This is a genomic window from Mycobacterium sp. NGS45 (genome assembly GCF_059812645.1).
In genome coordinates, this window is record NZ_JCALDB010000025.1 from 18,940 (window position 1) to 33,149 (window position 14,210).

Sequence of the window (14,210 nt, forward strand, 5' to 3'; positions counted from 1 at the left end):
GTGCTACCCTGTGCTATATGAGCCTGCCACGCCAGGTCAGCCAACGGGACCTCCGCATGCGGTCAAAAGAGATCATGGATGCCGTCGAAAGAGGCGAAGCGTTCGCGGTCACCCGTGACGGACGTCAGATTGCTGAATTGATACCACTGCGAAAGCGCCGTCGCTTCGTGTCGCGGGCCGACTTCGCCCAAGGGTCGCGAATGGCTCCGATGATCGATGTCGACGCCTTCCGGCACGATCAAGACGCCCTTCTCAACCAGGATCTGTCCGATCCCTATGCCCACTGATCCGACCCGCGGCCTGCTCGACACCAACATCGTAATCTTGCGCCGCGCAATCGATCCCGACGAACTCCCAGATGAGATCGCCATCAGCGCGATCACCTTGGCCGAGCTTTCCGCCGGCGTGCACATGGTGAAGGGCGCCGGCGCGCAGGCGATCGACGAGCGGGCCCGTCGAGCCGACGTGTTACAGCGGGTGGAGAACGAGTTCGATCCGATTCCGTTCGAGACCGAGGCTGCGCGCGCGTTCGGCCGGATCAGCGCAGCGGTTCTCGCCCGCGGCCGCGCTCCCCGGCGACGGGTGGCCGACCTCATGATCGCAGCTGTCGCTGCGGCAACGGAGTTGCCGCTCTACACCTGCAATCCCGGTGACTTCGCCGGACTTCAGGCCATCATCGACGTCGTACCGGTACGACGACCGAGAACCTGACGAAGACCCAACCCACTCCGACGACACGCAAGGACACCATGGCACGGATCGAACCGCTGAAGCCCAAGGAATTTCCAGCCCAGATGCGGGAGGCGTTGGCGGCACTGCGGCCACCCAATCCCCGGCACGAACCGCTGCCAACCGATGACCGGCCCAAGGCGCTGAACGTGTTGGGCACCATGGCGCATCACCCGGATCTGGCCCGCGCCTACTTCACCTTCAACGGGCATCTGCTGCTCGGTACGACGCTGACCGAACGACAGCGCGAGCTGCTGGTGCTGCGGGTCGCTGCGGCGCGCAACTGCGGTTATGAGTGGGCCCAGCATCTGTTCGTCGCGCGCGACGCCGGATTGACCGACGAGGAGATCGGCCGGATCGCCTACGGGCCGGATGCGCCGTTCTGGGATCCACTGGAAGCCGCGATGCTGCGCGCGGTGGACGAACTGATCGATCCGGGTGCCATCGGCGAGCCGACCTGGCAGGTCCTGGCGGCCAAGTTGGACGAGCAACAACTGCTCGACCTGATCTTCACCGTCTGCGGTTACGACACCCTGGCGCGGATGTTCAGTTCGCTGGAACTGCCACTCGACGACGACATCACCGAGCTGATGAGCCGCTACGACACGCTGTTCTGAGCAACCGGGCACGCGAGCCTGACGACTCAGGCCGGCACCGCGTGTTTACGGAGGTGGTCGGCGTCGACGCCGCTGATCGTCACCGCAGCCACCACGATGCCGACCACCATCCCGACCGCAGTGTCGAGCACCCGGTCGAGCGCGGCCGCCGGCGCCAGGCCGGCGCCAAGTCCGGTGAGCAGCAACGCCATCGGCGTCACGGCCAATGAGGTCAGCGCGTAGTTCACGGTCGAGGCGACCTCGGCCAACACCTGGAACACCACGATCGCGATGACCGCGCCCCAGTAGCCCAGCGGCAGGGCCAACAGGATCGCCGCGAGCACTGCGCCGCCGACGTTGCCGAGCAGACGTTGCACGCCGCGGTGCACCGCGACGTGGTACCCCACACCCTGCATGGTGGCCACCGCGCCCATGGTGGCCCACAGCGGGTGATCGAACCCGAAAGCGATCGCAATGGCGGCCCCGAGCGCGCCGGCCACGGTGACGCGAGCGCCACGCGCCAGCAGCGTCCGGTGCGGTGCCCGGGCCAACGTGACCCAGATCGATTCGCGTCGCACCGCAACGGGCGCCTCGGACACGCGGGCGCCGGTGACCCAGCACCACAACCGCTGCCACAGCCAGGGCGCCAGTGAGGCAACCGCGCCGATCACCGCTCCCCCGGCCGTCACAGCCAGAGCCAGCAGCACGTCGCCGACGTCGTGCGCGTAGACCTGAGCGCCGGCCGCACCGAATACGAACACCACCGCGCCCGGTCCGACGATGTGCAGCGCCCACATCAGATACGCCGCAGCGCCGGCGAGTAATGAAACCACCGCCGTCACGACCAGCACATCGCTGCCCGCCACGCCCAACACCGCGCCGATGCCGATCGAAGCGGTGACGCCCGACCCCAGGACGGCCAACCGACCGGCGCGCACCGGATAGGGGTCCGGCCGGCAGAACGCCGAGATCAGAGCGCCGAGCGCGGCGAAGCCTGCGACCGCGTGCTGGCCGGTCAGTCCCCCGATGATGAACACCAGCAGAACCGCAGCCCCCACGCGGAACGGCACCGCGTAGCCGACTCTGCCCAAGTCGATGTGCAGGACACCGCGCAGGCCGCGCGGGGTGACCGCGTGGGTCAGCGCGGTGCGACCGTGGTCGAGGTGTCGAGTCAAGGACGTGGCCAGCATGCGAGATACTTTACCCCTATTTTACTAGTAAAGTAAATAGGGCTATGCTGGTCGCATGCCCAGCAACGCCGCCCGTCCTGCCGACGAGGCATCTGCCGACACCGTCGACGTGGTTCGCCGGGAGTGGGCGGCCAGCCGCCCGCACCTGGACACCTCGCCGATCGACATCTTGGGCCGGGTCCAGCGCATCGCCTCGATCGCCAATCACCGCCTGGATCTCAACCTCGAACGGCACGGCCTGACCCGGTCGGAATTCACGGTGCTCAGCGCTTTGGGCCGCACCGACCGGCCGTTGCGAGCCAGCGAGGTGGTGTCCACCACGATGCTCTCCGGTGCCTCGATCACCAAGATCGCCGACAGCTTGGTTCGGCGCGGATTACTCGAGCGGCTGAAAGCCGAGCGGGACGGTCGCGTCGTGTTGTTGGCGTTGACCGATGCCGGTCGCGAAGTGGTCGATGAGCAGCTACCCCGCCGGCTTGCCGATGACGAGCAGATGATTGGGGGCCTGAGCCCGGACGAACGGGAGACGCTGGCCGCGCTGTTGCGCAAGGTATGCGCCACCCTGGGTGATTGATCGCCGTATTCGGTCATGGTTCAGTACCAACGATGACCGCACAATTGACTCGCCGACAGGCTTTGGCTGGACTGGCCGCCGTCGCGGCCCTGACCGGAGCACCCCGCGCGGCCGCCGACCCGCTCCCCCAGCAGGGTGTGGATCTGGCCTCGATCCAGGACCGGTACGGCGCGCGCATCGGCATGTACGCCATCGATTTGGGCTCCGGGCGAGAGCTCGCACATCAGGCCGACGACCGATTCGCGATGTGTTCGACGTTCAAGACCTATGCGGCCGCGCGGGTGCTGCAGCTGACCGAACAGGGCGAACTGAGTCTCGATACCGCGGTCCCGATCCAGGACTCGGACATCGTGACGCACTCCCCGGTGGTCGGCACCCGGGTTGGCGCCACGATGACGCTGGCCGAGCTGTGCGCGGCCGCCCTGCAACAGTCCGACAACGCCGCCGGAAACCTGTTGCTGCGCAGCATCGGCGGCCCGCCGGCCATCACCTCGTTCGCCCGCAGCGTCGGTGATGACCAGACCCGGCTGGACCGCTGGGAGACCGAACTCAACGAAGCGCTGCCCGGCGATCCCCGCGACACCACCACGCCGGCAGCGCTCGCCCGTGGTTACCGGCAGGTGCTGACCGGCAGCGCGCTGTCAGAGGATTCCCGGGAACTGCTGGTGAACTGGATGCTCGCGAACACCACGTCAGGGCAACGCTTTCGGGCCGGGCTGCCGACCGGGTGGACCAGCGCCGACAAGACCGGCGGCGGCGACTACGGCTCCACCAACGATGCCGGACTGCTGATCGGACCCGATGGGCAGCGCGTCATCCTGGTGGTCCTCACCCGCTCGGCGAGCGACCAGCCGACGGCCGCACCGTTCAACGAGGCGATCGCCGAAACGGTCCGGTCGGCCCTCGACGCGCTGGGCCACCGGTAGCCGGCGGCCTCAGTCCAGGTCGAACCGGTCGTTGTTCATCACCTTGACCCAGGCTGCGACGAAGTCCTCGACGAACTTGCCCTGGTTGTCGTCCTGGGCGTACAGCTCGGCCAGCGCCCGCAACTGCGAATGCGATCCGAACACCAGATCGTTGGCCGTCGCGGTCCACTTGGACTTTCCACTCGCCCGGTCGACACCTTCATAGACGTGCTCGGCGGCCGATCCCTTCCACTCGGTGCGCATGTCGAGCAGGTTGACGAAGAAGTCGTTGGTCAGTACCCCCGGCCGCTCGGTGAACACACCGTGGCTGGTGCCACCGAAGTTGGCGCCCAGCACCCGTAGCCCGCCGATCAGCACGGTCAGTTCGGGCGCGGTCAGGTCCAGCAGATACGCCCGGTCCACCAGAAGTCGCTCGACCTGCGTCTTCTCGTCCGTCCGGATGTAGTTGCGGAACCCGTCGGCGCGTGGCTCGAGCACCGCGAACGACTCGACATCGGTTTGCTCCTGGGCGGCGTCGGTGCGCCCGGGCGCAAAGTGCACGTCGATCTGGTACCCGGCGTCCCGGGCCGCCTTCTCCACCGCGGCCGTCCCGGCCAGCACGATCAAATCCGCCAACGAGATCTTCTTGCCGCTACCGGCCGAAGCGTTGAATTCCTGCTGGATCTGCTCGAGCACCGGCAGCACCTCGGCCAGTTCGGCGGGCTCGTTGACCTCCCAATTGCGTTGCGGCTCCAGCCGAATCCGGGCACCATTGGCACCGCCGCGCTTGTCGGTGCCGCGGAAGCTGGCCGCCGACGCCCACGCAGTCTTGACCAGCTGCGGCACCGAAAGCTCGGAATCGAGCACCTTGGCCTTGAGTTCGGCGACGTCGTTGCCGTCGACCAACGGATGGTCGACGGCCGGCACCGGATCCTGCCAAACGTAGCTCTCCTGCGGAACCCACGGACCGACATAGCGGGACACCGGACCCATGTCGCGGTGCAGCAGCTTGAACCAGGCCTTGGCGAAGGCGTCGGCCAACTCCTCGGGGTGGTCGAGCCAACGGCGGGTGATCTCGCCGTAGATCGGGTCAAACCGCAGCGACAGGTCTGTGGTCAGCATCGAGGGATGGGTCTTGGCCTTACCGAACGGTTCGGGCACCGAGTTGGCCCAACCGTTGTCCTTGGGCCGCCACTGGTTGGCCCCGGCCGGGCTTTGGAACAGCTCCCACTCGTTGCTGTACAGGATCTCCAGGAAGCTGTTGTCCCACTTGGTCGGGGTGTGCGTCCAGATCACCTCCAAACCACTGGTGATGGTGTCCGGTCCCTTACCCGAGCCGTAGGCACTCTTCCAGCCCAGGCCCTGCTGCTCGATCGGCGCGGCCTCGGGCTCGGGGCCGATCAGGTCAGCATCGCCGGCCCCGTGGGTCTTGCCGAAGGTGTGCCCGCCGCAGATCAGCGCGGCGGTCTCCTCGTCGTTCATGGCCATCCGGCCGAACGTCTCGCGGATGTCGTGGGCGGCCGCCATGAAGTCCGGCTTCCCCTCCGGCCCTTCTGGATTGACGTAGATCAGGCCCATCGTGGTGGCACCGTAGGGCTCGTCGAGCTGACGTTCGGATTCGTTGGTGCCGCCGTAGCGCTTGTCGGTACCGAGCCAGGTGTCCTCGAAACCCCACAAGGTTTCCTCGGGCTCCCAAATGTCCTCGCGACCGAACGCGAAGCCGGCGGTCTTGAAACCCATCGATTCCAGAGCAACATTGCCTGCCAACACGATCAGGTCCGCCCAGGACAGCTTGTTGCCGTACTTCTGCTTGACCGGCCACAACAGCCGGCGCGCCTTGTCCAGGCTGACGTTGTCCGGCCAGCTGTTGATCGGCGCGAACCGCTGGGCCCCCTGTCCCCCGCCGCCGCGACCGTCGTGGATGCGGTAGGTACCGGCGGCATGCCAACTCATCCGGATGAACAGGCCGCCGTAATGGCCCCAGTCGGCCGGCCACCAGTCCTGCGAGGTGGTCATCAGCTCGATCAGGTCACGTTTGAGCGCTTCGGCGTCCAGCGTCGCCACGGCTTCGCGGTAGTTGAAGTCCGCGCCGTACGGATTGGTCTTCTCGCTTTGCGCGTGCAGCACCGAAACGTCGACCTGGTTCGGCCACCAATCCTGATTACGCAGGGGCGCATGCGATTTCGGCTTCGGCGACGGGATGACGGGGTTTTCGCTCTCGCTGACGCTGGCGGTCTTGGCGTCGGACTGCGGCGGGCGGGCGTCAGAGGTGTCAGACACGGTCTTGCCTTTCGTGGGTGGGTGATTGGGCTGTGATCACGGGGTCCCCGGGGCTTCGTTCCGCACTTCCTGCGGCCGCACAGTCCGGGCAGCGGCCCCAGTAGATGACCTCGGCTTCGTCGATCTCGAAACCGGCCAGCGAGCCGTCGTCGAACGGGGTCAGGCACGGAGCCGCACCGACCGCGCAGTCGACGTCGAGAATGGCCCCGCAGTTCCGGCACACCACGTGGTGGTGGTTGTCGCCGACCCGGGACTCGTAGCGGGCCAGCGAGCCACTGGGTTGGATGCGTCGCAGCAACCCGACCGCGGTCAATGCGTTGAGGGCGTCGTACACGGTCTGGTGCGACACGTCGGGCAACTGTTCGCGGGTGGCCCGGATGACGGTCTCGGTTTCCGCGTGCGGGTGCTCGCCCACGGCGGTCAGCACCGCGAGCCGGGGACGGGTGACCCGCAGGCCGGCCGTCCGCATGAGAGTCGAGTAGTCGAGGCCGTCAGCCATCACCTCGAAGTGTGACGCGCGATCTGGAAGGTATCAAGGTTTTTCTGGAAAACTTTGATACCCAACAGATTACGTAGAGCAAACCCGGCATGAAATGTGGGTTTGAAATCCGCGCGATGGGGTACCTGCGGGTCAGCTGCGGCCCAGCACGTGCCGCAGCGCCGGCTCCAGGTGCGGCCAGCGGAAGTGCTGCCCGAGAGCTTCCAGCCGGGCCGGCAGCACGCGTTGATTCGCGCTGGCCAGTTCCCGGGCGCCCTCCTTTCCGAGCAGCACGCGCGGGCCGACTTCCGGTACCGGCAACACTGCGGGTCGGTGCAGCACACCGGCCAGGGTTTGGGTGTACTCGCTGTTGCGCACCGGGTTCGGCGCCACCGCATTGACCGGACCGTCCAAATCGGCGTCCCACAGCGCGCGGTGATAGATGTCCACCAGGTCATCGATGCCGATCCACGGCAACCACTGTCGGCCGTCGCCGATCCGTCCACCGAGGCCCGCCGAGAACAGCGGACGCAGGAGTTTCAGGGTGCCGCCGGCGGGCGACTGCACGATGCCGGTGCGCACCCGCACCACCCGCGCCCCGGACGCCGCCGCCGTCAGCGCAGCGGTTTCCCACTCCTCGACCAGGTCGGCCAGGAACCCGTCGCCGCGGGCGCTGTCCTCGGTCAGGGTTTCCTCGCCCCGGTCGAAGCCGTAGTACCCGACCGCCGAGGCGCACACCAGCACCGACGGGCCGCGCTCGGCGCGGGCGATCAGCTCGCCGAGTTTGCGGGTGGGGCCGATCCGGCTGTCCCGGATGGCGCGGCGATGCGCGTCGGTGAACCGCCCCGCGATCGAGGCGCCGGCCAGGTGGATCAGCGCGTCGACGCCGTCGAGCAGTGCCGGGTCCGGATCGTCGGGGCGCCACTGGCGTTCGTCGGGACCGGACGGCGGCGAACGCACCAGCCTGATGACCCGGTGGCCACCGGTGCTCAGGAACGCCGTCAACGCCGAGCCCACCAGACCCGATGCGCCGGCGATCGCCACCGTGGACGGTTTCAGGCCGTGCGCGGCCGCACGTTGGTGGGCGGCCAGATCGTCGGCGAGCTGACGGTGCCGGTAGACGAACATCGGGCGCAGAAAGCGCCCCGGCACCGGAGTCTCGACCCGGTCGATCACCCGGGTGCGACCGTCGTCGACCTCCTCGAAGTCATGGGTGTGCCGCCACCGCATCAGCAACCGCACCGGCAGCGACGAGAAGCCGGTACTGCTGAGCTCGTCGACGAATCGGTGCGGCGGGTCGTAAAGCTCGGCGCGATGTTGCGCGATCCAACGCAAACCGCCGGGCAGCACCAACTCGGCGCGGCCGTCGCGCAGCGACTGCGCTTCGGCGGCCAGGCGCATCGGCTGCCCTGGCGGACTCAACCGCGCGAAGGCGCCCGGACGTTGGTGCCAGGCGAACACCGTCTCGAGCGGTGCATCGACCACGCTGGCGAAGTTCAAGCTCATTCACCTTCTTCTACGGCACCGCGGCAGCTACGGCAAGTAGGCGGCCGTCCGCGGCGCGTCGCCGCCGGACTCGGCCATCATGGAGGGATGGAATCGACCCGGGTGGATCGCTGGTTGTGGGCGGTGCGACTGACCAAGACCCGACCCGATGCTGCGGCGGCCTGCCGGGGCGGGCACGTGCGGGTGAACAACCGGCCGGCCAAGCCGTCGACGACCGTGGTGCCCGGCGACGAAGTCCGGGCGAAGCTGGGTGATCGCACCCGAATCGTCGATGTGGTCCGGGTGATCCAGAAGCGGGTGGGCGCCGCCGACGCGGTGACCTGCTATCTGGACCGCACACTTGCCCCGGAGCCGACGACCGTCATCCCGGTGGCGGTCCGGGACCGCGGTGCGGGCCGACCCACCAAGCGCGACCGGCGAGCCTTGGAGAAGTGGCGGGCCAGTCAGCGCTGAACTGCGCGCGAGCGGGGTTCAGGTCTCGTCGACCGCGTCGTCGGACCGCGGGTCTGGTTCGCCGTCGGGCTCAGGTTCGGGTTCTCGCGCGGGAGTGGGTTCCAGGGCCACGCTGTGCCGGCGGTACTTACGGTTCTTGTTCGGCGCCGCTTTCTCGGTCGGCCTCAGTCGCACCACCCGGCCCATGGCGCGGCGCAGCCCCGGTGGCCCCTCGGTGCGCAGGAAGTCTCCGGTCCGGCCGGCGCCGTAACGCAGTGGTGAGCCGAGCAATTCACCCATCACGACACCCGCGCCCAACGCCAACGCGGTGGCCGCGGCGGCCAGCATCTGGGCCAGACCGTCGTTGAACCGGTCCTCCACCGCGAAGTAGAACACCGCGCGAAAGACCGCCAACCCGGGCAACATCGGCGTGATACCGGCCGTCGACGTCACGATCGCCGGTGCCCGCCGTCGGATCGAGATCAGGGTCGCCAGGAACCCGACGCCGATCGCGGCGATCCCGGTCGCCACGATCTGCCCGAATCCGATGGCGCGCAAACCGATGAACACCGCCTCGGCCAGCCCGGCCACCAGCCCCGCCGTCACCACCGACCGCAGCCGGGCATAGGAGGCCAGCGTCAGACACATCGCGGCCAACGTGGCACCGAGAATGGCCAGCGTGATCGGCAACGGACGCAGCGGGGTGATGAACGATTCGGTCATGTCCACCCGCAACTGGATGTGGATCCCGGCCACGGTGGCGGCCTGCAGCACCGCCAGGATTCCGACCACGATGCCGGCGGTCAGGAACACCGCGTCGGTGAGTCGGGCCACCGCGGTGATCATGTAGCCGGTCAACGCATCCTGCATCGAACCGACCAGGGTCAGCCCAGACAGCAGCATCACGATTCCGGTGGCCACCAACGCCGCGACACCTTCGCCGGTGAGCCGATAGGCAGCGACGGCCACCAACGTCGCGATGGCCGCGCCGATGGCGTTCTGGAAGAAGAACGGGGTGCCGGCCCGGTTCAGCCACCGACCCGCGCGGTCGATGACGGCCGAGGTGATCGCGGCCAACAAACAGGTCAGCCAGCTGCCGCCCATCATCATCGCGATACCGAGCGCAAAACCGGCCCAGCCGGCGGTGGCCAACCAACGCGGATAGGGATGCGGTTGCTCGGCGATCTGGTCCATGGCCGCGTAGGCCTCATCGACCGAGACACCACCGGAGGTGATCTGACCGACCAACTCGTCGACGTCAGCGAGCCGGGTGTAATCGGTGGAGCGGGTCCGCACCGAACGCACGATGGTCACCGGCGGGCTGTCGGCGGTCGGCAGCGCCGAGACCAGGATGGTGGTGAAGGTGATGTCGACGACGATGTCGGTCAGCTGGTAGGCCTGCGCGACGTCGTGGGCGGTCTCGACGACGTCGGCGGTGCCGGAACCGGACGACAACATCACTTCGGCCAGCCGGATCGTCAGGTCCAGCACCTTGCGGGCGTACAACTCACTGATACCGGCCGTGTGTCGGTTGCGCTGCCCCGCACCGGGCGCCGGATCACGTCGGCCGCGCAGGGCAACACGCAACCCGCTACGTAGCGGTGCCCGTCGGGCGGATTGATCGCGCGCCATCACCCATGGAGGGTACTGATCTCGGCATCCGCCGGCCTGATCGTCCGGTCAGTTCTGGGGTACGGGTGAGCGCGACCGGGGTCGTCTGTAGCGTGACCGCCATGAACTCCTCCCGCGTGTCCTCCTCCGTCGCACTGGCCGCCTGCGCGGCCGCCGTCGCACTGACCGTCGCCGCGTGCGGCTCCGACACCGAAACGACCGCGTCGCCGACCAGCACGCCGTCGGTGCAGACCGTGTCGACCACCACCGTCGACGCGCCGACCAGCGCGTGCCCGAGCGCGGCCCCCGCCGCCGACGTCGCACCCGAATGGACCCTGGACGGCGCGACCGGCAGCATCGAGGTCGCTGGTTCGACCGATACTGCGGCCCCGGCGGTGAACGTCAGCGCACCGTTCAGCGTGACCGAGACCCAGGTGCAGACGCTGGTGGCCGGGGACGGACCCGTCGTCGCCGACACCGCAACCGTGTCGGTCTGCTACCACGGTGTCAACGGCCGGGACGGATCGGTGTTCGACAGCGCCTACCAGCGCGGCACACCCGCAGAGTTCCCGCTGACCGGCGTCATCCCCGGCTTCCAGAAGGCGATCGCCGGCCAGAACGTGGGCTCCACCGTCGCCGTCGCGGTGACCTCGGAAGACGGCTACCCGAACGGCACCCCGGACGGCGCAATCCAGCCGGGTGACACCATCATCTTCGCGATCAAGATCCTCGACGTCGTCGGCTGAACGCCCTTGCCTAGATGATCTCGACCCGGCCGGTTTCCAGGTTGTAGTAGCCGGCCAGGACCTCGAGCTTGCCCTCGTCGATCGGGCCGGACAGCTGATCTGAGGCGCTCACCAGGTCACGGGAGCGCAGCGCGTTGGCGCGGATGGTGTTGTTGACCAGGTCGCCGGGTTCGGTGACGGCCGCGGCGACCGCCGGTTTGATCGCAGCCACCGGGGCGGCGACGTCACCGTGCGGCTCGTCGTGCGTCTCCAGCGCATCGATGGTGGCCTTCACCGCACCGCAACTCTCGTGGCCGAGCACCACGATCAGCGGTGTGTGCAGGTGCCCGACGGCGTATTCGATGCTGCCCAACCCGGCCGGATCGACGATGTTGCCCGCGACCCGCACCACGAACAGATCGCCCAGGCCCTGGTCGAAGATCAGCTCGGGCGGCAGCCGCGAGTCCGAGCAGCTGAGTACCACCGCAAACGGCGCCTGTCCCTCGGCCAACGCCAGCCGGCGAGCCGGGTCCTGATCCGGATGCTGCATCCGCGCAGTCGCGAACCGTTCGTTGCCGGCCTGCAGCTCGGCCAGCGCCGCATCGGGATCGGCGATCGACGGGCGTGCTGATTCCGGAACGACGTCGGGATGCGGGGGCAGTTCGATCTCGGCGGGTTGAGAGGTTTTGCTGCAACCGGCCGCAGCCAACGTCGCAGCCGCGGCCGCGGTGATCCCGAACATGCTGCGCCGTGACAGGTCTTGACCACCGTTGGTTCCCCGATCAGTTGTGAATGTCGTCTTTGCGACAATGCTCGCATGGTGGAGCAGAGCATCTGGATGCAAAAGGTCGCAATCGATCCCGGACATTCGGAGTGGTACATCGAACGATTCCGGGCCATGGCGCGCGCAGGTGAGGACCTGGCCGGCGAGGCGCGGCTGATCGACGCGATGGTGCCGCGCGGTTCGCGCATCCTGGACGCCGGTTGCGGTCCCGGCCGGGTGGGCGGATATCTCGGCGCGGCCGGTCACGACGTCGTGGGCGTCGACGTCGACCCCGCGCTGATCGAGGCGGCCGAACAGGACCATCCCGGCCCACGCTGGCTGGTCGGCGACCTCGCCGAACTCGATCTGCCCGCGCGCGGCATCACCGAACCGTTCGACCTCATCGTCTCGGCCGGCAACGTGATGACGTTCTTGGCGCCGAGCACCCGGGCGCAGGTGTTGGGTCGGCTGCGTGCGCACCTGGCCGCCGACGGCCGGGCCGTGATCGGCTTCGGCGCCGGCCGTGACTACGCGTTCAGTCAGTTCTTCGCCGACGTACAGGCCGCCGGATTGGTCCCGGACCTGCTGCTGTCCACCTGGGATGTGCGGCCGTTCACCGACCAGTCCGACTTCCTGGTCGCGATCCTGCGGGCGGCCTGACCGCTACGGAGTTTGGGCAGTGGCCGGCGGTGTGCCGGCCGGCAGGTACTCATAACCCGGCGGCGGTGGGCCGTCGATCGGGTAGTAACCCTCCGGCAGCGCCGGTCCCCCGGCTTCCGGCCCGGTGTTGGGTTCGGCTGCGGTAGAGACGGTTTCGGAGCCGGGTGCGTTCAACGACACGTAGCCCGGCGGCAGCGCGGGCGCGGGACCGGCACCCGGCGGCGGTGCCGACGCCCCGGTCTGCGCCGGATCTTGCAGCATGCTGGGATTGCGGGCCTGGTGCCACAGGTCCTTGAGCGTGCCCAGCGGACCCGATCCCGAGCCGTAGTTCGGGTTGGCCACCTCGGGCACCACCGGCGTGGGGTTCGGCGCGGCGGGTTCGTGCGGCACCACGATCGACTGGTCTTCGGCCAGCACCGTCGGATCGGTCGGAGCTGGTTCGGAAGCACCGGGATCCGCAATCGCCGGTGCTGCACCGGCCAGCGCCAAACCAGCGAGGGCCAAGCCCACGACGGCACGACGGGCCGCGGCGTGGCTGTGCTGGCCTGCGGTCATCAAGCGGTTCCTCTCGGGTGCGGCACGGAATCGGGCCGAATCAGCATCGTCGCACAGTTCGCCGCCGTGCGCGCCGGCACCACCGACCCGGATCCGTCCGCAGGGGCGACGTCAGGCCTCCAGCCTGGCTCGGATGACCGCGAGTCGGTCCCGAAGTTCGTCCTCGTCGATGACGCCCCGGGCGATCAACGAATGCGCCAACGCCACCAACTGGTTCTCCGGGTACGGCAGCTCCCGGTACCGCGTCGCCGCGAGGGCATCTTCCTCGTCGCGGCGCTGCTGGAACGTCAGCGCCGGCGTCTGCTCGGCGCACGCGACGCTGTCCAGCGCGTCGGTGAGTCCGTCCAAACTGGTCTTCCACGGCGGAAGATCGTTCTGCACACCGTATTTGGCTGCCAGCACCGGCCAAGTCTGCTGCGAGGCCGCGATCTGTTCGAGCGTGTCGATCGGGTGCTCGGCCAGCGCGGGGACCGAAGCCGTGTCTTCGCGGCTCATATCGGATTGGCTGCCGGTCGGGTGGCGGTGATGACGTTGGTGGTCACGCCCGGCTTGGGCAGTGCGACGCCGATCAGCGAGTCACGGGTGATGATCTCGGCGAGCTGATCCTCGGTCCAGCCGTCGGTGCCCTCCGGACGCATCGGTAGCACCATGAACCGGTGCTTCTGGTTGGAGTCCTCCACGCGCACCTCGACGCCATCGGGCAACTGCAGGCCGAACTCGGAGAGCACCTGTCGGGGCCAGCGCACGATCCGGCGCCGGTAGTTCGGGGTGCGGTACCACTCCGGTGAGTTGCCAAGCAGCGGCCGCGGGTAGCAGGAGCACAGCGCGCAGACGATGACGTGATGCACCTCGTCGGTGTCCTCGAGGATCTTCAGCGCGACGAAGTCGCTGGGGGTGCCGAATCCGGTGGGAGCCAGCCAGTCGACCCCGACCTCTTTGCACGCGGCGATCGGGTCGGTCAGCGCGAGGGTCTTGAACTCCGGGTCGAGCCAGGCCTTGGCGACCAGCCGGGCTGCCGGGGTGGGCCCGATGTTTTCGGCGAACTCGGTGAAGTGCCGGTGCTGTTCCGCGGTGAACAGGCCTTTTTCGATGCAGAGTTCGCGCAGCGCGATTTCGAGCACCTCGAACTCGGTGATCTCGTCCACCATCGGTTTGACGGTGCGATCGTGGTCGTGGTCGTGGTCGTGGTCGTGGGACATCGAATTC

Annotated in this window: 17 protein-coding genes; 8 read left to right on the forward strand and 9 right to left on the reverse strand. The window is 68.2% G+C overall.

Annotated features, from left to right (window positions below; translation table 11 throughout):
* The first annotated feature begins 17 nt into the window (after positions 1-17).
* Genes AC5Y3P_RS19465 through AC5Y3P_RS19475 form a run of 3 tightly spaced genes read left to right on the forward strand, consistent with a single transcriptional unit; the run spans position 18 to position 1,346 of the window.
* The gene (locus tag AC5Y3P_RS19465) at positions 18-287 is read left to right on the forward strand and encodes a type II toxin-antitoxin system Phd/YefM family antitoxin (protein WP_500047573.1); all 270 of its coding nucleotides are present in this window, start codon (positions 18-20) and stop codon (positions 285-287) included.
* Positions 277-711, forward strand: a complete 435-nt coding sequence (locus tag AC5Y3P_RS19470) for a type II toxin-antitoxin system VapC family toxin (RefSeq protein ID WP_500047574.1) — start codon at positions 277-279, stop codon at positions 709-711. The genes AC5Y3P_RS19465 and AC5Y3P_RS19470 overlap by 11 nt, the downstream gene beginning before the upstream one ends.
* 38 nt (positions 712-749) lie before the next feature.
* Positions 750-1,346 (forward strand): carboxymuconolactone decarboxylase family protein, encoded by a 597-nt coding sequence (locus AC5Y3P_RS19475; protein ID WP_500047575.1) that lies wholly within the window; start codon positions 750-752, stop codon positions 1,344-1,346.
* A 26-nt stretch (positions 1,347-1,372) separates the two neighbouring features.
* Here AC5Y3P_RS19475 and AC5Y3P_RS19480 read toward each other — a convergent pair whose 3' ends face one another.
* The gene (locus AC5Y3P_RS19480; RefSeq protein WP_500047576.1) at positions 1,373-2,515 is read right to left on the reverse strand and encodes an FUSC family protein; all 1,143 of its coding nucleotides are present in this window, start codon (positions 2,513-2,515) and stop codon (positions 1,373-1,375) included.
* A gap of 55 nt (positions 2,516-2,570) precedes the next feature.
* On the opposite strand from AC5Y3P_RS19480, the gene AC5Y3P_RS19485 reads away from it, so the two are divergent.
* Both AC5Y3P_RS19485 and bla read left to right on the forward strand, forming a co-directional pair.
* Positions 2,571-3,089 (forward strand): MarR family winged helix-turn-helix transcriptional regulator, encoded by a 519-nt coding sequence (locus AC5Y3P_RS19485; RefSeq protein ID WP_500047577.1) that lies wholly within the window; start codon positions 2,571-2,573, stop codon positions 3,087-3,089.
* 32 nt (positions 3,090-3,121) lie between these two features.
* On the forward strand, positions 3,122-4,015 hold the full coding sequence (bla, locus tag AC5Y3P_RS19490) for a class A beta-lactamase (protein ID WP_500047578.1): 894 nt from the start codon (positions 3,122-3,124) through the stop codon (positions 4,013-4,015).
* Positions 4,016-4,024: 9 nt separating this feature from the next.
* Here bla and katG read toward each other — a convergent pair whose 3' ends face one another.
* From katG to AC5Y3P_RS19505, 3 genes are all read right to left on the reverse strand, one after another.
* A complete protein-coding gene (gene katG / locus AC5Y3P_RS19495) occupies positions 4,025-6,274 on the reverse strand; it encodes a catalase/peroxidase HPI (RefSeq protein WP_500047579.1) in 2,250 nt (749 codons plus the stop codon).
* On the reverse strand, positions 6,267-6,773 hold the full coding sequence (locus AC5Y3P_RS19500; protein ID WP_500047580.1) for a Fur family transcriptional regulator: 507 nt from the start codon (positions 6,771-6,773) through the stop codon (positions 6,267-6,269). The genes katG and AC5Y3P_RS19500 overlap by 8 nt, the downstream gene beginning before the upstream one ends.
* A 132-nt stretch (positions 6,774-6,905) precedes the next feature.
* Positions 6,906-8,258, reverse strand: a complete 1,353-nt coding sequence (locus AC5Y3P_RS19505) for a TIGR01777 family oxidoreductase (protein ID WP_500047581.1) — start codon at positions 8,256-8,258, stop codon at positions 6,906-6,908.
* 87 nt (positions 8,259-8,345) lie between these two features.
* Here AC5Y3P_RS19505 and AC5Y3P_RS19510 point away from each other — a divergent pair, with 87 nt between their 5' ends.
* Positions 8,346-8,711, forward strand: a complete 366-nt coding sequence (locus tag AC5Y3P_RS19510; RefSeq protein WP_500047582.1) for an RNA-binding S4 domain-containing protein — start codon at positions 8,346-8,348, stop codon at positions 8,709-8,711.
* A gap of 18 nt (positions 8,712-8,729) precedes the next feature.
* Here AC5Y3P_RS19510 and AC5Y3P_RS19515 read toward each other — a convergent pair whose 3' ends face one another.
* On the reverse strand, positions 8,730-10,322 hold the full coding sequence (locus AC5Y3P_RS19515) for a threonine/serine exporter family protein (protein WP_500047620.1): 1,593 nt from the start codon (positions 10,320-10,322) through the stop codon (positions 8,730-8,732).
* A 101-nt stretch (positions 10,323-10,423) separates the two neighbouring features.
* Between AC5Y3P_RS19515 and AC5Y3P_RS19520 the strand changes: the two genes are divergently transcribed.
* On the forward strand, positions 10,424-11,047 hold the full coding sequence (locus tag AC5Y3P_RS19520; protein WP_500047583.1) for an FKBP-type peptidyl-prolyl cis-trans isomerase: 624 nt from the start codon (positions 10,424-10,426) through the stop codon (positions 11,045-11,047).
* A 10-nt stretch (positions 11,048-11,057) separates the two neighbouring features.
* Here the strand turns inward: AC5Y3P_RS19520 and AC5Y3P_RS19525 are convergent, their stop codons facing one another.
* Positions 11,058-11,768, reverse strand: coding sequence for a carbonic anhydrase (locus tag AC5Y3P_RS19525; protein ID WP_500047584.1), 711 nt, complete (start codon positions 11,766-11,768; stop codon positions 11,058-11,060).
* A gap of 75 nt (positions 11,769-11,843) precedes the next feature.
* Between AC5Y3P_RS19525 and AC5Y3P_RS19530 the strand changes: the two genes are divergently transcribed.
* On the forward strand, positions 11,844-12,449 hold the full coding sequence (locus AC5Y3P_RS19530; RefSeq protein ID WP_500047585.1) for a class I SAM-dependent methyltransferase: 606 nt from the start codon (positions 11,844-11,846) through the stop codon (positions 12,447-12,449).
* A gap of 3 nt (positions 12,450-12,452) precedes the next feature.
* On the opposite strand, the gene AC5Y3P_RS19535 is transcribed toward AC5Y3P_RS19530, so the two are convergent.
* The 3 genes from AC5Y3P_RS19535 to scnC form a co-directional block, all read right to left on the reverse strand.
* Positions 12,453-13,004: a hypothetical protein gene (locus AC5Y3P_RS19535; RefSeq protein WP_500047586.1), complete on the reverse strand. Its 552-nt coding sequence runs from the start codon at positions 13,002-13,004 to the stop codon at positions 12,453-12,455.
* Between the two features lie 111 nt (positions 13,005-13,115).
* The gene (locus AC5Y3P_RS19540) at positions 13,116-13,499 is read right to left on the reverse strand and encodes a thiocyanate hydrolase (protein WP_500047587.1); all 384 of its coding nucleotides are present in this window, start codon (positions 13,497-13,499) and stop codon (positions 13,116-13,118) included.
* A complete protein-coding gene (gene scnC / locus AC5Y3P_RS19545) occupies positions 13,496-14,203 on the reverse strand; it encodes a thiocyanate hydrolase subunit gamma (protein WP_500047588.1) in 708 nt (235 codons plus the stop codon). Before scnC ends, AC5Y3P_RS19540 begins: the two co-directional genes overlap by 4 nt.
* Between the last annotated feature and the right edge of the window lie 7 nt (positions 14,204-14,210).